At 61.7% G+C, this 20,910-nt stretch carries 25 protein-coding genes and 2 tRNA genes; 11 read left to right on the plus strand and 16 right to left on the minus strand.

The annotated features are described in order from the left end of the window. Positions 1-4 precede the first annotated feature (4 nt). From GIB19_RS10385 to GIB19_RS10425, 9 genes are all read right to left on the minus strand, one after another. Complete coding sequence (locus GIB19_RS10385; protein ID WP_027592667.1) at positions 5-193, minus strand: hypothetical protein; 189 nt, start codon at positions 191-193, stop codon at positions 5-7. A gap of 59 nt (positions 194-252) precedes the next feature. Beyond that, positions 253-1,815, minus strand: coding sequence for an alkyl hydroperoxide reductase subunit F (gene ahpF, locus GIB19_RS10390; RefSeq protein WP_274885423.1), 1,563 nt, complete (start codon positions 1,813-1,815; stop codon positions 253-255). Between the two features lie 124 nt (positions 1,816-1,939). Continuing rightward, a complete protein-coding gene (ahpC, locus tag GIB19_RS10395) occupies positions 1,940-2,503 on the minus strand; it encodes an alkyl hydroperoxide reductase subunit C (protein ID WP_027592669.1) in 564 nt (187 codons plus the stop codon). A gap of 278 nt (positions 2,504-2,781) precedes the next feature. After that, positions 2,782-4,137: a glutathione-disulfide reductase gene (gene gorA / locus GIB19_RS10400; RefSeq protein ID WP_274885424.1), complete on the minus strand. Its 1,356-nt coding sequence runs from the start codon at positions 4,135-4,137 to the stop codon at positions 2,782-2,784. A 97-nt stretch (positions 4,138-4,234) separates the two neighbouring features. Then, the gene (galU, locus tag GIB19_RS10405; RefSeq protein ID WP_027592671.1) at positions 4,235-5,074 is read right to left on the minus strand and encodes a UTP--glucose-1-phosphate uridylyltransferase GalU; all 840 of its coding nucleotides are present in this window, start codon (positions 5,072-5,074) and stop codon (positions 4,235-4,237) included. Positions 5,075-5,121: 47 nt separating this feature from the next. Next, on the minus strand, positions 5,122-6,483 hold the full coding sequence (locus GIB19_RS10410) for a UDP-glucose dehydrogenase family protein (protein ID WP_274885425.1): 1,362 nt from the start codon (positions 6,481-6,483) through the stop codon (positions 5,122-5,124). Positions 6,484-6,609: 126 nt separating this feature from the next. Next, a complete protein-coding gene (locus GIB19_RS10415; protein ID WP_446731377.1) occupies positions 6,610-7,458 on the minus strand; it encodes a c-type cytochrome in 849 nt (282 codons plus the stop codon). Positions 7,459-7,520: 62 nt separating this feature from the next. After that, complete coding sequence (locus GIB19_RS10420) at positions 7,521-8,171, minus strand: c-type cytochrome (protein ID WP_186681141.1); 651 nt, start codon at positions 8,169-8,171, stop codon at positions 7,521-7,523. Between the two features lie 145 nt (positions 8,172-8,316). Further along, entirely contained in the window at positions 8,317-8,676 is a 360-nt protein-coding gene (locus tag GIB19_RS10425) for a hypothetical protein (RefSeq protein ID WP_027592675.1), read from the minus strand. Positions 8,677-8,836: 160 nt separating this feature from the next. On the opposite strand from GIB19_RS10425, the gene GIB19_RS10430 reads away from it, so the two are divergent. The 8 genes from GIB19_RS10430 (at position 8,837) to csrA (ending at position 14,614) form a co-directional block, all read left to right on the plus strand. Beyond that, positions 8,837-9,139 carry a DUF1883 domain-containing protein gene (locus GIB19_RS10430; RefSeq protein WP_027592676.1) on the plus strand — a complete coding sequence of 101 codons (303 nt, stop codon included), beginning with the start codon at positions 8,837-8,839 and terminating at the stop codon, positions 9,137-9,139. 7 nt (positions 9,140-9,146) lie between these two features. Continuing rightward, positions 9,147-9,317 (plus strand): hypothetical protein, encoded by a 171-nt coding sequence (locus GIB19_RS10435; protein WP_099428851.1) that lies wholly within the window; start codon positions 9,147-9,149, stop codon positions 9,315-9,317. 51 nt (positions 9,318-9,368) lie between these two features. After that, complete coding sequence (locus GIB19_RS10440; protein ID WP_274885428.1) at positions 9,369-10,445, plus strand: NAD(P)H-dependent flavin oxidoreductase; 1,077 nt, start codon at positions 9,369-9,371, stop codon at positions 10,443-10,445. Between the two features lie 106 nt (positions 10,446-10,551). Beyond that, positions 10,552-11,310 (plus strand): molybdate ABC transporter substrate-binding protein, encoded by a 759-nt coding sequence (gene modA / locus GIB19_RS10445; RefSeq protein WP_099428849.1) that lies wholly within the window; start codon positions 10,552-10,554, stop codon positions 11,308-11,310. Further along, positions 11,310-11,990, plus strand: a complete 681-nt coding sequence (modB, locus tag GIB19_RS10450; RefSeq protein WP_027592679.1) for a molybdate ABC transporter permease subunit — start codon at positions 11,310-11,312, stop codon at positions 11,988-11,990. The genes modA and modB overlap by 1 nt, the downstream gene beginning before the upstream one ends. A 1-nt stretch (position 11,991) precedes the next feature. Beyond that, positions 11,992-13,083: a molybdenum ABC transporter ATP-binding protein gene (modC, locus tag GIB19_RS10455; RefSeq protein ID WP_265967883.1), complete on the plus strand. Its 1,092-nt coding sequence runs from the start codon at positions 11,992-11,994 to the stop codon at positions 13,081-13,083. A 57-nt stretch (positions 13,084-13,140) separates the two neighbouring features. Further along, the gene (locus GIB19_RS10460) at positions 13,141-14,163 is read left to right on the plus strand and encodes a DNA topoisomerase IB (RefSeq protein WP_274885429.1); all 1,023 of its coding nucleotides are present in this window, start codon (positions 13,141-13,143) and stop codon (positions 14,161-14,163) included. Positions 14,164-14,416: 253 nt separating this feature from the next. Then, a complete protein-coding gene (csrA, locus tag GIB19_RS10465; protein ID WP_023381281.1) occupies positions 14,417-14,614 on the plus strand; it encodes a carbon storage regulator CsrA in 198 nt (65 codons plus the stop codon). Positions 14,615-14,660: 46 nt separating this feature from the next. Here csrA and GIB19_RS10470 read toward each other — a convergent pair whose 3' ends face one another. Genes GIB19_RS10470 through GIB19_RS10480 form a run of 3 tightly spaced genes read right to left on the minus strand, consistent with a single transcriptional unit; the run spans position 14,661 to position 17,636 of the window. Beyond that, entirely contained in the window at positions 14,661-15,014 is a 354-nt protein-coding gene (locus GIB19_RS10470; protein ID WP_274885430.1) for a response regulator, read from the minus strand. Positions 15,015-15,025: 11 nt separating this feature from the next. After that, positions 15,026-16,471, minus strand: a complete 1,446-nt coding sequence (locus tag GIB19_RS10475; RefSeq protein ID WP_342456460.1) for an ATPase domain-containing protein — start codon at positions 16,469-16,471, stop codon at positions 15,026-15,028. Between the two features lie 28 nt (positions 16,472-16,499). Then, complete coding sequence (locus GIB19_RS10480; RefSeq protein WP_274885432.1) at positions 16,500-17,636, minus strand: two-component system sensor histidine kinase NtrB; 1,137 nt, start codon at positions 17,634-17,636, stop codon at positions 16,500-16,502. A 263-nt stretch (positions 17,637-17,899) separates the two neighbouring features. Here GIB19_RS10480 and GIB19_RS10485 point away from each other — a divergent pair. Then, positions 17,900-17,984 (plus strand) — tRNA-Leu (locus GIB19_RS10485). Positions 17,985-18,088: 104 nt separating this feature from the next. Next, on the plus strand, positions 18,089-18,502 hold the full coding sequence (locus tag GIB19_RS10490) for a DoxX family protein (protein ID WP_085273069.1): 414 nt from the start codon (positions 18,089-18,091) through the stop codon (positions 18,500-18,502). A gap of 1 nt (position 18,503) precedes the next feature. Here GIB19_RS10490 and GIB19_RS10495 read toward each other — a convergent pair whose 3' ends face one another. Further along, complete coding sequence (locus GIB19_RS10495) at positions 18,504-18,701, minus strand: hypothetical protein (protein WP_085273068.1); 198 nt, start codon at positions 18,699-18,701, stop codon at positions 18,504-18,506. A gap of 773 nt (positions 18,702-19,474) precedes the next feature. Here GIB19_RS10495 and GIB19_RS10500 point away from each other — a divergent pair. After that, positions 19,475-19,726, plus strand: a complete 252-nt coding sequence (locus tag GIB19_RS10500) for a hypothetical protein (RefSeq protein ID WP_099428845.1) — start codon at positions 19,475-19,477, stop codon at positions 19,724-19,726. Positions 19,727-19,771: 45 nt separating this feature from the next. Here GIB19_RS10500 and GIB19_RS28375 read toward each other — a convergent pair whose 3' ends face one another. The 3 genes from GIB19_RS28375 to GIB19_RS10510 form a co-directional block, all read right to left on the minus strand. Further along, a complete protein-coding gene (locus GIB19_RS28375) occupies positions 19,772-19,951 on the minus strand; it encodes a hypothetical protein (RefSeq protein ID WP_369124820.1) in 180 nt (59 codons plus the stop codon). A gap of 111 nt (positions 19,952-20,062) precedes the next feature. After that, positions 20,063-20,287 (minus strand): hypothetical protein, encoded by a 225-nt coding sequence (locus GIB19_RS10505; RefSeq protein WP_027592688.1) that lies wholly within the window; start codon positions 20,285-20,287, stop codon positions 20,063-20,065. A gap of 446 nt (positions 20,288-20,733) precedes the next feature. Then, positions 20,734-20,807 (minus strand) — tRNA-Cys (locus tag GIB19_RS10510). Positions 20,808-20,910 lie beyond the last annotated feature (103 nt).

Consider the following 20,910-nt stretch of genomic DNA (forward strand, 5'->3'; position numbering starts at 1 on the left):
CCCTTCAGTGCTCGGGGTCGGGGAAGTTGCGGCAGCTTTTGCGCTCGGCCAGTTCTTTATCGCTGGGGCGCTGGTCGACGAACACAGTGCGGCCGTCGGCGTAGATTTCCAGATAGCCCCAGTGCAGGTCCTGCTCCTTTTGCCCGGGCTTGGGTGGCACTAGCCACCAGGGTTCGCGGCTGATCAGGGTCATGGGTGAGATTCCTGAGGGTGTCTGGGGTAATCATAGACACCCTCAGGCTTGCGCTTGGCTTACGCCGGCGCCGAGGTGCGGATCAGGTGATCGAAGGCTGCCAGCGAAGCCTTGGCGCCCTCGCCTACGGCGATGACGATCTGCTTGTACGGCACCGTGGTCACGTCACCGGCGGCAAACACGCCTGGGATGTTGGTCGCGCCCTTGGCATCGACAATGATCTCGCCACGCGACGACAGCTCGACCGTACCTTTCAGCCAGTCAGTGTTCGGCAGCAGACCGATCTGTACGAAGATGCCCTCCAGCGCCAGGTCATGCAGCTCATCGGTGGTGCGATCCTTGTAGCGCAAACCGGACACTTTCTCACCATTGCCCAGCACTTCGGTGGTCAGCGCACTGGTGATCACCTTCACGTTCGGCAAGCTGTGCAGCTTGCGTTGCAACACGGCGTCAGCACGCAGCTGGCTGTCGAACTCGATCAGCGTCACCTGAGCGACAATGCCGGCCAGGTCGATGGCCGCTTCCACACCAGAGTTGCCGCCGCCGATCACCGCCACACGCTTGCCCTTGAACAGCGGGCCGTCACAGTGCGGGCAGTAGGCCACGCCGCGACCGCGGTATTCCTGTTCACCCGGCACGTTCATTTCGCGCCAGCGGGCACCGGTGGCCAGGATCACGGTCTTGGCCTTGAGCGAGGCACCACCGGCCAGGCGTACTTCGTGCAGGCCGCCGTCGGTGGCAGGGATCAACGCCTCGCCGCGCTGCAGGTTCATGATGTCGACGTCGTACTGCTTGACGTGTTCTTCCAGCGCGGTGGCCAGCTTCGGCCCTTCGGTTTCCTGCACTGAAATGAAGTTTTCGATGGCCAGGGTGTCGAGCACCTGCCCACCAAAGCGCTCGGCGGCAACACCGGTGCGGATGCCTTTACGCGCGGCATAGATCGCCGCCGCGGCGCCGGCTGGGCCACCACCGACCACCAATACGTCGAATGCGTCCTTGGCATTGATCTTCTCGGCCTGGCGGGTGCCGGCACTGGTGTCGATCTTGCCCAGAATCTCTTCCAGGCCCATGCGGCCCTGGCCAAACACTTCGCCGTTCAGGTAAACGCTCGGCACCGCCATGATCTTGCGCGCTTCAACTTCGTCCTGGAACAGCGCGCCATCGATGGCCACATGGCGCACGTTGGGGTTGAGCACCGCCATCAGGTTCAGCGCCTGGACCACGTCCGGGCAGTTCTGGCACGACAGCGAGAAGTAGGTTTCGAAGGTGAATTCGCCTTCCAGCCCTTGGATCTGCTCGATCACGTCGGCGCTGGCCTTGGACGGGTGGCCGCCGACTTGCAGCAGCGCCAGCACCAGGGAGGTGAATTCGTGGCCCATGGGGATGCCGGCGAAACGCAGGCTGATGTCAGCCCCCGGGCGGTTGAGCGAGAACGAAGGACGACGGGCGTCGCTTCCGTCCGCGCGCAGGGTAATCAGGTTCGACAGGCCGGCGATTTCTACCAGCAGGTCGTGCAATTCGCGGGACTTCGCGCCGTCGTCGAGGGAGGCAACGATCTCGATCGGCTGGGTGACCCGCTCCAGGTAGGTTTTCAGTTGCGATTTAAGCGTGGCGTCCAACATACGGGCGATTCCTTTTTCAATCTTCAGATACAAAAACGCCCAGGCAGTAGCGCCCGGGCGTTTGGCGGGGCGGTAGGTACTTCAGCTTTGGCGGCTGCTTACCGCCCGCGACTGGCGCACGACCTTAGATCTTGCCAACCAGGTCCAGCGACGGTGCCAGGGTGGCTTCGCCTTCTTTCCACTTGGCCGGGCAGACTTCGCCTGGGTGGGCGGCAACGTACTGGGCAGCCTTGACCTTGCGCAGCAGCTCGCTGGCGTCACGGCCTACACCACCGTCGTTGAGTTCGACGATCTTGATCTGGCCTTCTGGGTTGATCACGAAGGTACCGCGATCGGCCAGGCCGGCTTCTTCGATCAGTACGTCGAAGTTGCGCGAGATGATGTGAGTCGGGTCACCGATCAGCGGGTATTCGATCTTGCCGATGGTGTCCGAAGTGTCGTGCCAGGCTTTGTGGGTGAAGTGGGTGTCGGTGGACACGCCGTAGATCTCGACGCCCAGCTTCTGGAACTCGGCGTAGTTGTCAGCGAGGTCACCCAGTTCGGTTGGGCAGACGAAGGTGAAGTCGGCCGGGTAGAAGAACACGACAGACCACTTGCCTTTCAGGTCGGCTTCGCTGACCTGGACGAACTCGCCTTTGTGGTAGGCAGTGGCGTTGAACGGTTTGACTTGGCTGTTGATGATAGGCATGAGAGACGCTCCTTCATGGGGTTGGAATCAGTTGATGGAGAGAATCCTAACCGTTCATCCCAATGAAGGCTCATTGGCAAAGCTGATGCTGCTGATTGGTTTTGGCTATAACCAAGGTTTATTAATAGAAGAGATTGCGCTGAACAACGCAGCTGCTGCTTGTGTAGCAGAACCCTGTGGGAGCGGGTTTACCCGCGAACACCGGCAAAGCCGGTGCCATACACCGCGTTGTATTCTTCGCGGGTAAACCCACAGGGTGGTGTCGTCACACGCAATTATCAGCGGGTAACGGTACGCATGGTCACGAACTCTTCGGCCGCCGTCGGGTGCACACCGATGGTCTCGTCGAACTGCTGCTTGGTCGCCCCGGCCTTCAGCGCAATCCCCAGGCCCTGGACGATCTCACCGGCATCCGGCCCAACCATGTGGCAACCCAGGACCTTGTCGGTTTCGGCATCGACCACCAGCTTCATCAGGGTCTTTTCCTGGATGTCGGTAAGGGTCAGCTTCATGGCCCGGAAACGGCTCTCGAAAATCTGCACCTTATGCCCGGCTTCCAGCGCCTGCTCTTCGGTCAGGCCGACGGTACCGATCGGCGGCTGGCTGAACACTGCGGTGGGAATGTTCTGGTAGTCCACCGGGCGGTACTGCTCGGGCTTGAACAACCGCCGTGCAACGGCCATGCCCTCGGCCAGGGCCACGGGGGTAAGCTGCACCCGGCCGATCACATCGCCGATGGCGAGGATCGATGGCGCGGTGGTCTGGTACTGGTCGTCGACGCGAATGTAGCCGCGGGCATCCAGCTCGACGCCGGTGTTTTCCAGGCCCAGGTTGTCCAGCATCGGCCGGCGACCGGTGGCGTAAAACACGCAGTCGGCAACCAGCTCGCGGCCGTCCTTGAGGGTGGCCTTGAGGCTGCCGTCATCCAGCTTGTCGATACGCTGGATGTCCGCATTGAACTGCAGATCGAGGCCGCGTTTTTCCAGCTCTTCTTTCAGGTGCGTGCGCACCGAGCCGTCGAAGCCACGCAGGAACAGGTCGCCGCGGTACAGCAAGGTGGTGGCGGCACCCAGGCCCTGGAAGATGCCGGCAAACTCGACGGCAATGTAACCACCGCCCACCACCAGCACACGGCGTGGCAGTTCCTTGAGGTAGAACGCCTCGTTGGAGGTGATGGCCAGTTCCTTGCCTGGGATGTCTGGCACCTGCGGCCAGCCACCGGTGGCGATGAGGATGTGCTCGGCCGTGTAGCGCTGGCCGTCGACGTCCACTTCGTTGGCGCCGGTCAGCCGTGCATGGCCTTGCAACAAGGTTACCCCGCTGTTGACCAGCAGGTTACGGTAGATGCCGTTGAGGCGCTCGATTTCCCGGTTCTTGTTGGCAATCAAGGTGCCCCAGTCGAAATGCCCTTCTTCCAGGGTCCAGCCGAAGCCTGCGGCTTGTTCCAGCTCGTCAGCGACGTGCGCGCCATACACCAGCAGTTTTTTCGGCACGCAGCCGACGTTGACGCAGGTACCGCCCAGGTAGCGGCTCTCGGCCACTGCCACTTTCGCGCCAAAGCCCGCGGCAAAGCGCGCGGCGCGCACACCGCCGGACCCGGCACCAATCACGAACAGATCAAAATCGTAGGCCATTTATTCAGTCTCCTAGGCTGGCGCCCAGCATACCGCCGTTGGCCGCCGCAAACAAAAAAGCCACCCCGAAGGGTGGCTCTCAGACCTGCCAGGCTTATCAGTAAGCCTTGCCCGTCTTGTAGTAGTTCTCGAAGCAGAAGTTGGTCGCGTCGATGTAGCCTTCGGCGCCACCGCAGTCGAAACGCTTGCCCTTGAACTTGTAGGCGATCACGCAGCCATCTTTGGCCTGCTGCAGCAGGGCGTCGGTGATCTGGATTTCACCGCCTTTGCCCGGCTTGGTGTTGGCGATGATATCGAAGATATCCGGGGTCAGGATGTAGCGACCAATGATCGCCAGGTTCGATGGCGCGTCTTCAGGGGCCGGTTTTTCGACCATGTCGGTGACGCGGAAGATGTCGTCGCGGATCATCTCGCCGGCGATCACGCCGTACTTGTTGGTTTCCTGCGGGTCGACTTCCTGGATGGCAACGATCGAGCAGCGGTACTGCTTGTACAGTTTGACCATCTGGGTCAGAACACCGTCACCTTCCGGGTTGACGCACAGGTCGTCGGCCAGGACGACGGCGAACGGTTCGTCGCCGATCAGCGGGCGGCCGGTGAGGATCGCGTGGCCCAGGCCCTTCATTTCGGTCTGACGGGTGTAGGAGAAAGAACACTCGTTGAGCAGACGACGGATGCCGACCAGGTATTTTTCCTTGTCGGTGCCCTTGATCTGGTTTTCCAGCTCGTAGCTGATGTCGAAGTGGTCTTCCAAGGCACGCTTGCCACGGCCAGTCACGATGGAGATCTCGTTCAGCCCGGCATCCAGCGCTTCTTCAACGCCATACTGGATCAGCGGCTTGTTGACCACCGGCAGCATTTCCTTGGGCATGGCTTTGGTAGCGGGCAGGAAGCGGGTGCCGTAGCCGGCGGCCGGGAACAAGCATTTTTTGATCATATACGTCCTTAACGAAGGCTAGGCCTGTGGAATTCGGCGCAGTCTAATCAGGCGGCAGTCACCTTACAATGCCCCACCTGAGGCCGACCGATGCCATGATAGAGATAACCCAGTGTAGATAGTTCCTGAGCATCGTAAATATTGCGACCATCGAATACCACTGGCATGCGCATAAGCCCCCGCACCCGCAGGAAATCCGGCTGCCTGAATTGCTTCCATTCGGTCACCAGTACCAGGGCGTCCGCGCCTTCGACGCAGGCGTAAGGGTCTTCGCTCAGGCGCAGTTGGCCAGTGGCCAAGGCGTGCGGGTAGCGCCCTGCCATGCCGCCCAGCGCCACCGGGTCGCAGGCCTGTACCCGCGCACCGGCCGCCAGCAAGGCGTCGATCAGTACCAGGCTGGGCGCCTCGCGCAGGTCGTCGGTACCGGGTTTGAAGGCCAACCCCCACAGCGCCACGCTACGCCCTCGCATGAAGCCACCAAAATGCTGGTGCAGCGCCTTGAACAGCAAGGTCTTCTGCGCTTCGTTACGGGCTTGCACCGCCTGCAGGATACCCGCCGGGTAGCCAAGCTGCTCGGCGGTGCGGATCAGCGCCCGGACATCCTTGGGGAAGCACGAGCCGCCATAGCCACACCCGGCATAGATAAAATGGCTGCCGATGCGCCGGTCGCTGCCAATGCCTCGTCGCACCTGCTCGATATCCACGTCCAGCTGCGCGCAAAGCCCGGCCAGCTCGTTGATGAAGGAGATCTTGGTGGCCAGAAAGGCATTGGCGGCGTATTTGCTGAATTCGGCGGCGCGCGGCGCCATCAACAGGATGCGTTCACGGTTACGCACAAACGGCGCATACAGCCGCTGTAGGCACTGGCTGGCGGCTGCGCTGTCGGTGCCGATGAGGATGCGGTCCGGGCGCATGAAGTCTTCGAGGGCGCTACCCTCCTTGAGAAACTCGGGGTTGCTCGCCACCTCGACAACGAAGCCTGCGCCACGCTCGCGCAGGCCAAGCGCAATGTGCCGGGCTACGCGTTCCGCGGTGCCTACGGGAACAGTCGACTTGTTCACCACCAGGCACGGGTGGGTCAGGTGTCGCCCCAGGCTGTCGGCCACGGCCAGCACATGCTGCAGGTCGGCTGAGCCGTCTTCCTGGCTCGGTGTGCCCACTGCTATGAACACCACCTCGGCGGCAGCCAGGGCTTGCTGCCAGTCATCGCTGAAGGCCAGCCGGTCCGCCTGCATGGCGCTGTGCAACAGCGCCTGCAGGCCTGGCTCGTGGATCGGGCAGTGGCCTTGGCGCAGTTGCATCAGGCGCTGCGGGTCGCGTTCCAGGCAGACCACGCGATTGCCCATTTCGGCAAAACAGGCCGCCGTCACCAATCCAACATACCCCGCCCCGATCACACAGAGTTCCATGGCCGCGCTCCTTCAGGATGATGGCGGCCATTGCAACCCGGCAGTGGTTGCAGGGCGGTGACGGGTAGATGACAAAAACGGTTGTTGCCTGTGCTGGCCCGCGAAGATGCCAGCACAGCAACCCTATCAGCTACCGGTTCCCTGCCCGATCAGCACCCCCTCGACCTTCTGCCCATACAGGTTCACCCCGTCATTGGCATGAAACTTCAGCCGCGTCTTCTCCACAGACCCGTCCACCAACCGCGGGTCCTGCGGGCGCTCATGGCGGTTGATCCATGCCGCCACATCCCAGGCCTGTTCATCGCTCAGGCTGCCAGGCTTGCCCAGCGGCATGTTGTATTTGATGAAGGACGCCGCCGTGTTGATACGGTGCATCCCGGCCCCCCAGTTGTAGGAATCCTTGCCCCACAACGGCGGCATTACATACTCGCCGGCCACCTGCTGCCCTTCGCCATTGTCGCCGTGGCAAATCGCACACTGGTCACGGTAGACCTGCTGGCCACGCTTGAAGTCGTAGCCACCCTTGGGCTGAGGGACATCCGGGTAGCCGCGCCCGGCGATCTCCACGCCTGTCGGCGCCTTGGTCGACAACCAGTAGGCATACACCGACAACGCCGTCATCTGCGGGCTATCTGCCGCCGGTGGTTTGCCATTCATGCTGAACTGGAAACACCCCTGAATGCGCTCGGCATAGGTGTTGACCTTGTCGTTTTTCTTGCGATACGCCGGGTACATCGGATACGCACCCCACATCGGCGCAGAGTGGGCCAGGCGCCCCTGATCAAGGTGGCAGTTGCTGCAGTTCATGCCGTTGCCGACGGCTTCCGGCATCAGCCGCCGGGTATCGACAAACAGCGCATGGCCCTGGCGGACCATCTTGCCAAAGGCATTGTCCGGCAACTCGCTCTCGGCTGGCGGGACGAACTGCGGTTCGGCCTGCACGCCCGGCACTTTCAACTGCGACTGGTCTTCCATGGCGATCGGGGCTGCCTGGGCACTGCCCATGGCCAGCAGCAGCACGGCTGGAATCATCGGCTTCATGGCGTGACCTCCGGGTGGGCGGGACGGGCGAAGAACGCGGCAATCGCCTTGACCTCGTCATCGGTCATGGCCTTGGCCACGCCGACCATCAGTTGGTTGGGGTCATTGCTGCGGCTGCCGTCGCGCCAGGCATTCAGTTGGGCTACCAGGTAAGCCGCAGGCTGGCCTGCCAGCGGAGGGAAATGCTCACCCACGCCGCTGCCGCCTGGGCCGTGGCATTGCACACACCCCGGAATCTGCCGCCCCCAGTCGCCATACAGTGCCAGGCGCGTGGTGGGGTCATCGGCTATCTGCTGGCGGCGCAGATCGGCTGCTGGCTCAGCCGGGAGGCTGGCCAGGTAGGCACTGACGGCTTTGATTTCGTCGTCGCTCAGGGCCTTGGCAAGCGGTTCCATCACCGGCTGCTTGCGGGTGCCATTGCGCCAATCCTGCAATTGCTTGCTGAGGTAACCGGCCGGCAGGCCGGCCAAGCGAGGGAACCCGGCAGCGGCAATGCCCTTGCCGTCTGGGCCATGGCAACCTATACAGGCCATGGCGGCGGGGTTCGCCCCGCCCTGGGTGAAGATCTTCTGGCCATCGGCGGCATGCGCCGTGGGCCAGGCCAGGATCAGCAGGCTGCCGATCACGACTCGACTCAACGGGGTCATCACGAATCTCCATTTCTTTTGTTATAAGCTTAGGCTTAAAAAACATAAGCAAATGGATACTAGACCCGTAGGGCAAGTCGCAACAACGCCAACACCTACCAGGTGACAGCTATTGGCCTTTTAACCGCGCATCCGTTGCGCCAGATCAATGGCCAGAAATGCACTGCGTCGCTGCGGTGCGCACATCACCCAGGCGCAACGGGAAGTTGTTCAACCGTTCATGCAATTTGATGCTGCTGCCGCTGCCACGCGAGTCGATATCGACCAGTGCCGCCGGCCCAGCCCCGGCCGTGAGCTTTTGCGGGACGATCAGGCGCAAGCCATCACCGCGTTGCTCCTCGACCAACGGATCACGGGTATCGGCCAGCTTCTGCTTGACGCAATCGGCGTATTCACGCGGTGTCTTGCCAGACATCACATCCAGCGTTTCATGCGACTGCTCAAGCTCCGAAACGCTGACACAGCCCCCAAGCCCCAGGAACAACGCCGCCACCATCCACTTCATTTGCAGCACCTCTGCCATCAAGAATCCAGTTCGACCACAGCCAGGCCTGTTTGCTCCCTGCTTTGGCAGAATTATCTACGCCTGGCCATCGAGCGCGGCAGCTTAGCGTGACATCGTGGTATCTTTCGCCTTTGCAGATCCAAACCTTGCGGAGCATCACATGAAATTCGTACACCAGCGCGAGCACCTCAACGAGGACGATATCGTCGTCATCGAGTGCTCCCAGCGCTGCAACATCCGCCTGATGAACGACGCCAACTTCCGCAGCTTCAAAAATGGCGGTCGACACACCTACCATGGTGGTGCCTTCGACAAGTTCCCGGCCAAGATCACCGTTCCAAGTACCGGTTTCTGGAACATCACCCTCGATACCGTGACCACGCGCCCGATCTCGGTAACGCGCAAGCCGACCTTGACCCACAAGATCAAGATCATCCGTCGCTCGTCGTCGAAACTCAGATAAGACCGCCATGACCCAGACCATCAAGTACGTCATCAAATACAAACTCGACGGCGAGCGCCGTTGGGATTTCGCACTCATGACCGATGCCTCCCAGGAGCAGGCGCTGCAAGCGCTGCGCAAGATCCACGGCGACGACGCCGAAAAGATCAGCGACATCCAGGTCAGCAAGGCCCTGTAAACGCCCCGCAGGCACTGCCGCACCGATCACGCCGCCCGCAAGGAGACCCGCATGAGCCCTTGGCCCGACCGCCGTATTCTCGATCTGCTGGGCATTGAAGTGCCTATTCTGCAGGCGCCGATGGCAGGTGCGACGGGCTCGGCCATGGCCATTGCCGTGGGCGCTGCGGGCGGCCTTGGCGCACTGCCCTGCGCCATGTTGAGCAGTGACCAGGTACGTGATGAGATCGAAGCGTTCCGCGCCGGCTGCCCTGCGCGGCCGCTGAACCTGAACTTCTTCTGCCACCAACCACCACCGCCCGACGCGATCCGCGAGGCGCGCTGGAAGCAGGTACTCAAGCCTTACTACAGCGAGGTGGGTGCCGATTTCGACGCCCCTACGCCGGTCTCCAACCGCGCCCCGTTCGATGAGCAAAGCTGCCAGCTGGTCGAACAGTTGCGCCCTGAAGTGGTGAGCTTTCACTTCGGCCTGCCCGAGCCCCACCTGCTGCAACGGGTCAAGGCCAGTGGCGCCAAGGTGCTGTCCAGCGCTACCACGGTGGAAGAAGCGCAGTGGCTGGAGCGCAACGGCTGTGACGCGATCATCGCCATGGGCTATGAAGCGGGCGGCCATCGCGGCATGTTCCTCAGCGAAGACATCACCAGCCAGATTGGCACCTTCGCCCTGGTGCCACAGATCGTCGACGCGGTCACGGTGCCGGTGATTGCAGCCGGGGGCATCGCCGACCACCGTGGCCTGGTCGCGGCCCTTGCGTTGGGCGCCTCGGCCGTGCAGATCGGCACGGCCTACCTGTTCTGCCCCGAGGCCAAGGTGTCTGCGGCCCACCGCCGCGCGCTGGACACCGCGCCCGCCAGCGACACGGCCCTGACCAACCTGTTCACCGGCCGCCCAGCGCGGGGCATCAACAACCGCATCATGCGTGAGCTTGGGCCGATGAGCGACCTGGCACCGCGCTTCCCGCTGGCAGGTGGCGCGCTGATGCCACTGCGTGCAATCACCGACCCGCAAGGCAACAGCGACTTCAGCAACCTGTGGTCGGGCCAGGCGCTGCGCTTGGGCAGGCACATGCCGGCAGCTGAGCTGACCCAGGAAATTGCCAGCAAGGCACTGCAAACGCTATCGCGCTGAACAGCACTTGCAGGCCATTACCGCCGTCGTCGTCCAGCCCCCTTCCCGGCCAATGGCCTATCGCTATATAGTTCACGCTATAACGATAACCCAAGGAGCTGTCTTCATGCGTATCCGCCCATTCCACTTGGCCGCCACTGCACTGGCCAGCCTGATCTGCCTTAACACTGCCTGGGCCGACGAAGTCCAGGTCGCGGTCGCAGCGAACTTCACAGCCCCTATCCAGGCCATAGCCAAAGACTTTGAAAAGGACACCGGCCACACGCTGGTCGCCGCCTATGGTGCTACCGGGCAGTTCTACGCCCAGATCAAGAATGGCGCGCCGTTCGAAGTGTTCCTCGCCGCCGACGACAGCACCCCGGCCAAGCTCGAGCAGGAAAAGGAAATCGTCCCAGGCTCGCGTTTCACCTACGCCATCGGCACCCTGGCCCTGTGGTCGGCGAAAGAAGGTTACGTGGATGCCAAGGGGGACGTGCTGAAGCAGAACACGTACAAGCACCTGTCCATCGCCAACCCTAAAGCCGCCCCCTACGGCCTGGCCGCGACCCAGGTGCTCGACAAGCTGAAACTGACCGAGGCCACCAAGGGCAAGATCGTCGAAGGGCAGAACATCACCCAGGCCTTCCAGTTCGTGTCCACCGGCAATGCCGAGCTCGGCTTCGTCGCGCTGTCGCAGATCTACAAGGACGGCAAAGTCACCAGCGGCTCAGCCTGGATCGTGCCATCCAACCTGCACGACCCGATCCGCCAGGACGCCGTGATCCTTAACAAAGGCAAGGACAGTGCCGCTGCCAAGGCGCTGGTCGAGTACCTGAAAGGCCCGAAAGCCGCCGCGGTAATCAAATCCTACGGTTATGAGCTCTGATGCCACTGGACGCCAGTGACCTGGGTGCCATCTGGCTGACCATCAAACTGGCCAGCCTGACCACCTTGATCCTGCTGATCGTCGGCACGCCCATCGCCTGGTGGCTGGCGCGCACGCGCTCTTGGCTGCGCGGGCCGGTGGGCGCGGTGGTGGCCCTGCCGCTGGTGCTGCCACCGACGGTCATCGGCTTTTACCTGCTGATCGCACTCGGGCCCCATGGCTGGCTTGGCCAGGCCACCCAGGCATTGGGCCTGGGCAGCGTGGTATTCAGCTTCAGCGGCTTAGTGATCGGCTCGGTGATTTACTCCATGCCCTTTGTGGTGCAGCCCTTGCAAAACGCCTTTGGCGCGATCGGCCAACGGCCGCTGGAAGTCGCTGCCACCCTGCGCGCCAGCCCATGGGACACCTTCGTCCATGTGGTGCTGCCGCTGGCCCGCCCCGGGTTCATCACCGCCAGCATTCTGGGCTTTGCCCATACCGTCGGCGAGTTTGGCGTGGTGCTGATGATTGGTGGCAACATCCCCGACAAAACCCGCGTGGTTTCGGTGCAGATCTTCGATCACGTCGAGGCCATGGAATATGCGCAAGCCCACTGGCTGGCCGGTGCCATGCTGGTGTTCTCGTTCCTGGTGCTGCTCCTGCTGTACGCGGGGCGCCGCGGCAAAGCTGGCTGGAGCTGATATGACTGCATCGATTGTGGCGCGCCTGAAGCTGGCGCGCGACGACTTTACCCTGGATGTCGACCTGCAGCTGCCTGGGCGCGGGATCAGCGCGCTGTTCGGCCATTCCGGGTCTGGCAAAACCTCCTGCCTGCGCTGCCTGGCAGGGCTGGAGCGCGCCGCCAGCGCCTACATCGAAGTAAACGGCGAGGTCTGGGAAGACAGCAGCCGCGGCTATTTTCAAGCGCCTCACCTGCGCCCGGTGGGCTATGTATTCCAGGAAGCCAGCCTGTTCCCGCACTTGTCGGTGCGCGGCAACCTGGAGTTTGGCTGGCGCCGGGTCGCGCCCAGCGAGCGCAAGGTCAGCCTTGAGCAGGCCTGCCAGTTGCTGGGCATCGGCCACCTGCTCGCACGTCGGCCCGCCACGTTGTCCGGCGGTGAGGCGCAGCGGGTCGGTATCGCCCGCGCGCTGCTGAGCAGCCCACGGCTGTTGTTGATGGACGAGCCGTTGGCTGCCCTCGATGGGCCGCGCAAGCGCGAAATCCTGCCGTACCTGGAGCGTCTGCATGACGAGCTGGATATCCCGCTGGTGTATGTCAGCCATGCCCAGGACGAAGTAGCGCGCCTTGCCGACCACCTGGTGCTGCTGGAGCAAGGCCAGGCCGTGGCCAGCGGCCCGATTGGCGAAACGCTTGCACGCCTGGACCTGTCGCTGGCCCAGGGCGAAGATGCCGGGGTGGTGTTCGAAGGCTTGGTAGTCGGGCATGACCCCCATTACGACCTGCTCGATCTGCGCCTGCCCGGCAGCGGCGCGCCGATACTGCGCATCGCCCACCCCGCTCACGTCATGGGCAGCACCCTGCGGGTAAAGGTGCAGGCGCGCGACGTGAGCCTGGCCCTGACGGCGGACAGCGCCTCCAGCATTCTCAACCGGCTACCGGTGCAGGTGCGCGAAACCCGCCCGGCAGACAATCCGGCCCATGTGCTGGTGAGCCTGGATGCCGGGGGCAATGCCTTGCTGGCGCGCATCACCCGCTTCTCGGCAGACCAGCTTGGCCTGCACCCAGGCCAGGCCCTGATCGCCCAGATCAAGTCGGTGGCTTTATTGGGCTGAGCAACCCTGACGCGGCCGTTGTCCATTGATCAGAGACCTGATCGAGGCCTGCCGCCAATGCTCGACTGCCCCCTGCCCCGCACCCTGCATTACGTTGACGACAGCCAACCGGGCCTGAGCCGACGGCGCTGGCGCGACCGCTTCATCTACTTGGACACCGAGGGGCAGCGGGTTCGCGACGCCGACACCCTCGCACGCATTGCCGCACTGGTGATCCCTCCGGCCTATAGCGATGTGTGGATCTGCGCTGACCCGCAAGGCCATCTGCAAGCCACCGGCCGCGACGCCCGTGGCCGCAAGCAGTACCGCTACCATGAGCAATGGCGCGAACTGCGCGACCAGCACAAATACGGGCGCATGTTGGCATTTGCCCAGGCACTGCCGAAATTGCGCTCGCAATTGGAGGCCCACCTGGCCAGACCGGGCCTGGACCGGGAAAAGGTGATGGCACTGGTCGTTAGCCTGCTGGACCACACCCTGATCCGGATCGGCAACCAGCGTTACCTGCGTGACAACCAGTCATACGGGTTGACCACGCTGCGCAACCGTCACGTCAAGGTGCAAGGCGGCACCATCCGCTTCCAGTTCCGCGGCAAGCGCGGCGTCGAGCACGATGTCACCCTGCACGACAGGCGCCTGGCCAACCTGCTCAAGCGCTGCATGGAGCTGCCGGGCCAAGCGCTGTTCCAGTACCTCGACGAAGAGGGGCAACGCCACAGCATCGGTTCCAGTGATATCAACCAGTTCTTGCAGGCGCTTACTGGCGCTGACTTTACCGCCAAAGACTACCGCACCTGGGCTGGCAGCAGCCTTGCGCTGAACCTGCTCAGGTCGCTGGCCTGGGAGCCGGAAACCGAAGCGAAACGCCAGGTCGCTGCCATCGTCAAGCAGGTCGCCACGCGCCTGGGCAATACCCCGGCGGTATGCCGGCGCTGCTACATCCACCCGGCCGTGCTCGAACACTTTGCCCTCGGCCGCCTGGCCAGCTTGCCCCGCAAACGTAATCGCAAAGGCCTGGATCCAGAAGAAGTGGCGCTGTTGTTATTTCTACAGGCGCTGGAGGAACAGGACGATCATTGACACTGTCTATTTAGGCCATGATGCAGAGAAATTTCCCATCCGGGCTGAACCCCCCTATTCTTGCCACCGAGCACCTTCGCCGGGACACCGCTTGCGGCAGTTACCGGCGCCTGCACCTGAAGATACGCAACAGAATTTGTCTGTCGGGGAATTCCTATCCGCCGAAAGCGTCTTTAATGAGAAGGAAGAGGGACTGGCTCCCACCGCCGCGGCAATTAGCCCGACGGATTTCAACATTACCAAGGAGAACTACATGCTGATACTCACCCGTAAGGTTGGCGAAAGCATCGTCATCAACGATGACATCAAAGTCACCATTCTGGGCGTCAAAGGGATGCAGGTGAGGATTGGCATCGATGCACCGAAAGATGTTCAGGTGCACCGCGAAGAGATCTTCAAGCGTATCCAGGCTGGCAACCCAGCCCCGGAAAAACACGACGACTCGCACTGAACAGCACTGCCTCAAGCCGCACGGACGCGCTTGATCGACCTGCGCCTCAGGTGCCCAGCAGTTCGCGCACCTTGGCGATCATCCTGTCCATATCGAAGGGCTTGTCGAACACCGCGGCGAACAGCTCCGGGCATCCTTGGCTGGCCTGCGCGCCGCTCATGAGGATGACCGGCAAGTCGCTTAGCTGCAGCTCATCGCGCATCCTGCGTGCCAGCTCTTCACCATTGAGCAATGGCATCATGTAGTCGGTGATCACCAGCTCGACGCGTTTTTCCCTCAGTGCTTCCAGCGCCTTCAGGCCATTGCTCGCCTTTTCCACCAGATAACCTTCATCCTCCAGGGCAAAGCCGAGGATGTCGGCGATCAGGTATTCGTCATCGACGATCAGAATGGTGTTCATCAGCCGCCCCGTCACCCGCCGCCTTGCTGCACTGGCGTCCCCGAGAGCACGCCGCTGGCGCCCTCGAAGGCCTTGCGCAAGGTAATGCCCTGCGGGCCGAGCAACAGCTCGTGCAGCGCGGGGTCATGGTGGCTGTCACGCACCTTGAGAATCGACAGCATGCGCCGCAGCTGGGAATCCAGTTCGACGAAACGCATCAGCATCAAGTTGTCGACGATGCTCGACAGATCCGGTGCCGGGGCCATGATTTCCGACCCGAACATGTCACGCATCTCCCAGGTCAGCAGCACACTGACGTCTCGCGCCCGCAACTCGCCGGTCAAGGCGCGGAAAAACGCGTTGAGCCGAGTCGGGTCAATTGCCAAACGGCTGAAGGCGCCCAGGCTGTCGATCACCACACGCTTGCTGCCTTGGGCCTCGATATGCTCAAGCAAGCGCGCACCAACCTGGTCCAGCAAACCCTCCGTGGTGGGCTGCCAGCACATCTGCAGCGCACCTTCGCGTTCCAGAGCGGCAAAATCGTAGCCCAGCGATGCCGCCTTGAGGCGCAGGCGTTCGGGCGTTTCGTAGAAGCCGAAATGCACACCAGGGGCTTCTTTCGTGCACGCGCTAAGGAAGGCCAGGCCCAGGGACGTCTTGCCGATACCGGAGGGCCCCATGATGAGGCTGACCGAGCCTGTGGCCAGCCCGCCGTCGAGCATCCCATCCAGGCTCGGAATACCCGAAGAAACACGGCTCAGGCTGGCGCTGCCCAAGTGGCTGGGGTGGCTGAACAGCGATTCCAGACGTGGAAAAACATGCATGCCCACTTCATCGATCAAGCATTCATGGCGCCCCGACAGGGCTGCGCTACCACGCGTCTTGCGCAGTTGAATATGGCGCACGGCACGGCTGCCCACCAGTTGCTCACCCAGCTCGATCACGCCATCGACCATGGTGTGCTCCGGGCTGCCCTCGTCCAGCCGGGCGCTGGTCAACAACAGCAGGGTGCAGCCGGCAAAGGCCGCGTGGCCTTGCAGTTCCGAGACGAATTTCTTGGTGTCCAGGGTCGTTTCGGCGCGCACGCGGGCATTGAGCACCCCATCGACGATCAGCAGGCTGGCCTGCTGCCGGTTGATTTCCTGGCGCAGCAGCTTGACCACGGCATCGAGCCCTTCCTGCTCCAGGGTATCGAAGGCACTGACAAACTGGATCTGGTCGCCCACCAGGGTCGGATCAAAAAACGCCAGCGTCCCAAGGTATTGGAACAGCCGCTCGTGCGATTCACTGAGCAACGTCGCCACCAACACCCTGCCGCCACCCTGTACGTGGCCACAGGCCAACTGATTGGCGAGGATGGTTTTGCCCGCGCCAGGCGGGCCTTGAATGATGTAGGACGCGCCCGCGACCAGCCCGCCCTTGAGCAGGGCATCGAGCCCTTCGATCCCCGTCACCAGCCGCTTGAGTGCTTGTGCCATGGTGTGTACCTGTAGGTTGGCGATCCGCTTATGGGTCACACGCGGGCAAATAGAGACGCATGCACGTGCCTTGGCCAGGCACGCTGTCGACACTGATGGCGCCATTGCTCTGCTTGGCAAAGCCATAGACCTGGCTGAGGCCAAGGCCGGTGCCCTTGCCGAAGGCCTTGGTGGTGAAAAACGGCTCGAAGATGCGTGGCAGTACGTCGGGAGCAATCCCGCTGCCGCTGTCCTGCACCTCGAAGCACACATAACGGCCCCGCAACCCTTCCACATCCCCGGCCAGTTCAACAACATCGACCGCCAGGCCAATGCTGCCTTTACCCTCGATGGCGTCACGGGCATTGAACAGCAAATTGAGCAGCACCATCTGCAACTGCCCTGCATCCACTTCGATGGCGGGCAGACTCGCGGGCAAATGGTGTTGCAGGTCGATTTCACTTGTCAGCGAATGCTCGAGCAAGCCACGCGTGGCAGCGATCAATTCCAGGGGCGCGATGCGCGTGACATCCAGTTTGCGGTGGCGGGCAAAGCTGAGCAGTTGCTGGGTCAGCTCGGTGCCCCGCTCGCCGGCCTCGAGGATGTGATGCAGCATGCGCTGGATGCGTTCTGGGTCGTGGGAGGTCAGGGCCAGCCGGGCGGAACTCAGGATGATCGTGAGCATGTTGTTGAAATCATGCGCCAGCCCACCCGTCAGCTGGCCGAGCGCTTCGAGCTTCTGCGCCTGAAAAAGCTGCGCACGCACAGCGTCGAGCTGCAGTGCCGATTCGCGCCGGTCGGTAATGTCCCGGGTGACCTTGGCCAGGCCAATGATCTGCCCAAGGTCATCGCGAATCACATCCAGCGCGGCCAGCGCCCAGAATTGCGAGCCGTCCTTGCGCACGCGCCACCCCTCATCCTGCGCCACGCCTTGCTCGAGTGCCTGGCGCAGCAAGCGTTCGGGGCGCCCTTGCGCACAATCCTGGGGGGTGAAGAACAACGAGAAATGCTGGCCGATCACTTCATCGGCCCGGTAGCCCTTGATGCGTTCGGCGCCAGCGTTCCACGACACCACATGCCCCGTCGGGTCGAGCATGTAGATGGCGTAGTCCACCACCGACTGAACCAGCTGTTCGTAGCGGTGCGCGGGCATGACAGGGTGTTCGAGACAGTCAGCTGAAACCATGCAAACTCCACAGGCACAGCGGGGAGGAATTGGGCGTGATCAGGAGTGTCCTCTGCAGCCGCCCTTGTGGCAACTGATTGTCAGCGTTCTCGGTCGACGAGTACAGGCATTGCGGCCACGGGTGAGGGCTGTCTTCCCTTGATCATAGGTGCTGCGGTTGACTCAACTATAACAATGGGTTATAAAGCGCGCTTGAATGCAACGCGCTTTCTACTTAGATACCTCTGCTTAGAAGCCCGTCGGTCGTCAAGGCCCATTCAAGTGCGAGTGTGGTGGAATTGGTATACACAGCAGACTTAAAATCTGCCGGCGTGAGCCTTGCGGGTTCGAGTCCCGCCACTCGCACCAAATTCCTTCGAAAAGGCGCCCTGGTGGCGCCTTTTTGCTGCCCAGCGGAAATCCCCGGTGCAACTGCTAGAGTGGAGCTTGTCCCCGTCCACTGGTATGCCGCCATGCGCTACTCCCTGTTCGATGGTCAACGCGACTTCATCATCCTGGTTGCCCGCATTCTGCTGATGATTCTGTTTGTTGTGTCCGGGTGGGCCAAGTTGACCGGCTTTGAAGGCACGGTCAGCTACATGACCTCCCTCGGCGCCCCCGCCCCTACGATCGCCGCGGCCGTTGCGGTGATCATGGAGTTTTTCGTCGGCATCGTGCTGATTCTGGGGTTCTACACGCGCCCGCTGGCCTTCCTGTTTGCACTGTTCGTGCTGGGCACCGCATTGATCGGCCACCCGTTCTGGAACATGGTGGACCCCGAGCGCAGCGCCAACATGACCCAGTTCCTGAAAAACCTGAGCATCATTGGCGGCTTGCTGTTGCTGGCCGTGAGTGGGCCCGGCCGCTTCTCGCTGGACCGTCGCTGACTCACGCGTCTTCGCAGTCGTCGAACCAGGCTGGGTGATCACGCTCCTCATCATCGAGGTCATCCAGCGTTTCCTCATCCTCCTCGACAGGGTCTTCGGCGCCTTGGGCGTCTGCCTCGGGGTCGATGCCGTCGTAAAGGAATTCGTGGTCGAGCAGGTGATCATGCTCGGGCTCGTGCAGATCGTCTTCGTCGCGCATGCGGGGCGGGCTCCTGGGATGGCGGGAGGCTTGTATAGGCTGAACAGGGGGCGAGGTCAATGGGTTGCGGCTTAATGCTGAGTTAACGGAGCGGGCGCAATCTGCAGGCTCTCCCTTCAAACGTTATTTGCCCGCCTTTTCATGGCGGGCTTTTTTTGGGCGGTGATTTTTGATAGTGGGGCGAAGGGCCTGGCTTGAGATTTCTAGCGCGTTTGAAATCGAGCGCCGCCCGCGCGGCGCATCGCGAGCAACGCTCGCTCCTACGTTTGTTTCGGGCCAGTCATGCCTGTGGGGGCGGCGCGCGACCGCCTTGTTTGTACGACACGATATCAAGCATGCGCCAAGGCGGTCGCGCGCGCCTGTCGCAGGCGTTATTGGCCAAAGACAAACGTAGGAGCGAGCGTTGCTCGCGATGCGCCGCGCGGGCGGCGATCGATCTTATAAGCGCAGAAACGCCAACGCCTTACACTTCGCAGCCCACATACGCCCCCTACCCACACCAAAACGACAGCCTCATGACCCCCGCTTCACGTATTACCGACAATAGGGGCGGCACACTGACCTTGCTCCGTACGTTTTTTTAGCCCGCCCCTTGTAGGCGGGCTTTTCTTTTCTATTGCATCGCCCGACCGGCTGACCAACGAGCGCCCCCTTCAAAACGCACTAAGCTCCACTATCCGATACTCGGGTATTCGGCTTTTCCACACATTGCCCATCGTCGCTCTGGCGATCCACACCGACGTGCCGATTTTCGGCGCAAAGAGGGTGCTCCAATGGCGACAATCGAGACAAAAGCGTTCGCTCGCGGGTTGCTCAAAGTAGAGAACTGCTGGCAGGCCTACATCCTGTCACGCCAATCCACCCAGGGGCTTGCCGGCCACGAACTCACGGCCGCGCAAGAAGCGTGCGACCGCGACTACATTCGGTTTCAGAACCAAAGCCAGCAGTTTTACGCCGAAGTGCGCAAGCGGGTAGGCGACGCTGAAAAGCTGGAAGCGGACTTGGCACACTATCCACCTCAATAACGCTTCTTCAGCCGTCATTGGGGTCGCTGTGCGACCCCATTCGCCTTACCTGACGACTTTGGAGCTGGGCCACCTCGCCGATGGCAGCTTGGGGCCAACACGATCGGATGCACCAATGCCAGACGCCACTTCCTGGATGGCTCCGCCCTTAGAAAGGAATGCTTTGATCTGCTCGTCTAGCCGCAGGTGGGCTTTGTGCGTGGGGGACTGATGGGAGGCATTCATGACTGAACCTCGATAGAGGAGTCACTGAAATGCAGCAACTCGTTTGTCACTATACGCTGCATCGGCCACAGAATGGGCGAAATCCCCTGCCCTCGCCAACGGTGCCTGCCGTTACAGGGCCTCCACTCGCCGATCACCGGCCGGCGGCGCCGCTTTCAAGATGTGGGTAAAGCTCCCGGTCAGGCCGAACCGAAGCTCTTTGGGCATCAAGAATGTGAAGTGGATGAGCCATGACCCATCGCCGAGCAACAACGTCTCGCTTCTGTACCGAATGACTTCCGCTTCGCTAATGCCGATCGCCACAGCGACTTCCTGATTGCTTGGCTTGCGATCCATTGAGGTGACTCCCTCCGACATTGCGCCGGGAAGCCATCAATACTCCTCCAGGGTCGGAAGCGCTACTTATAAATTTGTACCCTGGCACACCGCTTCATGCTGCAGTACCCCTTTCAGTATAAAACGTCATCAAAAGGCAATGAGGTATGCGGCAACGCCCTTAGCTAAACGCCAGGGTTTCCACAGGGAAAGATGGTCGAACACTCGGCTGGAATTGCCCGCGACACCTGCAATAGCGAGGTAGACGAACCACTTTCGCAGCGCTCTGGAGAGTTTCTTTTTTGTGAATCGCAACAGTCGGTACACCTTGAAAAATAACCCTGTCGCTAAAAACGGAAAAGCCCAAGACCATGCTGAGCTTAGGCGTCATGCCTCAAGGGGCTTCTGTATTTTCCGCCCCACAAAGAAAAACCCCGCAGACGTTAATCTGCGGGGCTTTCGAATAATGGAGGCCGAGGTCGGAATCGAACCGGCGTAGACGGATTTGCAATCCGGAGCATAACCACTTTGCTACTCGGCCTCAAAGTCGGATCTAGCTGCTTGCGCTTTGCTATCTCCTTGAAACACTGAACCTTTTTCAAAGTTCGCTGCGTTTCGATGGGCGCCATTATGTCTTCAATCAT

Source organism: Pseudomonas sp. ITEM 17296, assembly GCF_028895205.1.
GTDB classification, from domain to species: domain Bacteria; phylum Pseudomonadota; class Gammaproteobacteria; order Pseudomonadales; family Pseudomonadaceae; genus Aquipseudomonas; species Aquipseudomonas kermanshahensis.

Excerpts from the sequence above, each read along its gene's own strand:
- GIB19_RS10385 (WP_027592667.1), bottom strand. The coding sequence starts at position 193 with ATGACCCTGATCAGCCGCGAACCCTGGTGGCTAGTGCCACCCAAGCCC.
- ahpF (WP_274885423.1), bottom strand. The coding sequence starts at position 1,815 with ATGTTGGACGCCACGCTTAAATCGCAACTGAAAACCTACCTGGAGCGG.
- ahpC (WP_027592669.1), bottom strand. The coding sequence starts at position 2,503 with ATGCCTATCATCAACAGCCAAGTCAAACCGTTCAACGCCACTGCCTAC.
- gorA (WP_274885424.1), bottom strand. The coding sequence starts at position 4,137 with ATGGCCTACGATTTTGATCTGTTCGTGATTGGTGCCGGGTCCGGCGGT.
- galU (WP_027592671.1), bottom strand. The coding sequence starts at position 5,074 with ATGATCAAAAAATGCTTGTTCCCGGCCGCCGGCTACGGCACCCGCTTC.
- GIB19_RS10410 (WP_274885425.1), bottom strand. The coding sequence starts at position 6,483 with ATGGAACTCTGTGTGATCGGGGCGGGGTATGTTGGATTGGTGACGGCG.
- GIB19_RS10415 (WP_446731377.1), bottom strand. The coding sequence starts at position 7,458 with ATGGAAGACCAGTCGCAGTTGAAAGTGCCGGGCGTGCAGGCCGAACCG.
- GIB19_RS10420 (WP_186681141.1), bottom strand. The coding sequence starts at position 8,171 with ATGACCCCGTTGAGTCGAGTCGTGATCGGCAGCCTGCTGATCCTGGCC.
- GIB19_RS10425 (WP_027592675.1), bottom strand. The coding sequence starts at position 8,676 with ATGAAGTGGATGGTGGCGGCGTTGTTCCTGGGGCTTGGGGGCTGTGTC.
- GIB19_RS10430 (WP_027592676.1), top strand. The coding sequence starts at position 8,837 with ATGAAATTCGTACACCAGCGCGAGCACCTCAACGAGGACGATATCGTC.
- GIB19_RS10435 (WP_099428851.1), top strand. The coding sequence starts at position 9,147 with ATGACCCAGACCATCAAGTACGTCATCAAATACAAACTCGACGGCGAG.
- GIB19_RS10440 (WP_274885428.1), top strand. The coding sequence starts at position 9,369 with ATGAGCCCTTGGCCCGACCGCCGTATTCTCGATCTGCTGGGCATTGAA.
- modA (WP_099428849.1), top strand. The coding sequence starts at position 10,552 with ATGCGTATCCGCCCATTCCACTTGGCCGCCACTGCACTGGCCAGCCTG.
- modB (WP_027592679.1), top strand. The coding sequence starts at position 11,310 with ATGCCACTGGACGCCAGTGACCTGGGTGCCATCTGGCTGACCATCAAA.
- modC (WP_265967883.1), top strand. The coding sequence starts at position 11,992 with ATGACTGCATCGATTGTGGCGCGCCTGAAGCTGGCGCGCGACGACTTT.
- GIB19_RS10460 (WP_274885429.1), top strand. The coding sequence starts at position 13,141 with ATGCTCGACTGCCCCCTGCCCCGCACCCTGCATTACGTTGACGACAGC.
- csrA (WP_023381281.1), top strand. The coding sequence starts at position 14,417 with ATGCTGATACTCACCCGTAAGGTTGGCGAAAGCATCGTCATCAACGAT.
- GIB19_RS10470 (WP_274885430.1), bottom strand. The coding sequence starts at position 15,014 with ATGAACACCATTCTGATCGTCGATGACGAATACCTGATCGCCGACATC.
- GIB19_RS10475 (WP_342456460.1), bottom strand. The coding sequence starts at position 16,471 with ATGGCACAAGCACTCAAGCGGCTGGTGACGGGGATCGAAGGGCTCGAT.
- GIB19_RS10480 (WP_274885432.1), bottom strand. The coding sequence starts at position 17,636 with ATGGTTTCAGCTGACTGTCTCGAACACCCTGTCATGCCCGCGCACCGC.
- GIB19_RS10490 (WP_085273069.1), top strand. The coding sequence starts at position 18,089 with ATGCGCTACTCCCTGTTCGATGGTCAACGCGACTTCATCATCCTGGTT.
- GIB19_RS10495 (WP_085273068.1), bottom strand. The coding sequence starts at position 18,701 with ATGCGCGACGAAGACGATCTGCACGAGCCCGAGCATGATCACCTGCTC.
- GIB19_RS10500 (WP_099428845.1), top strand. The coding sequence starts at position 19,475 with ATGGCGACAATCGAGACAAAAGCGTTCGCTCGCGGGTTGCTCAAAGTA.
- GIB19_RS28375 (WP_369124820.1), bottom strand. The coding sequence starts at position 19,951 with ATGAATGCCTCCCATCAGTCCCCCACGCACAAAGCCCACCTGCGGCTA.
- GIB19_RS10505 (WP_027592688.1), bottom strand. The coding sequence starts at position 20,287 with ATGGATCGCAAGCCAAGCAATCAGGAAGTCGCTGTGGCGATCGGCATT.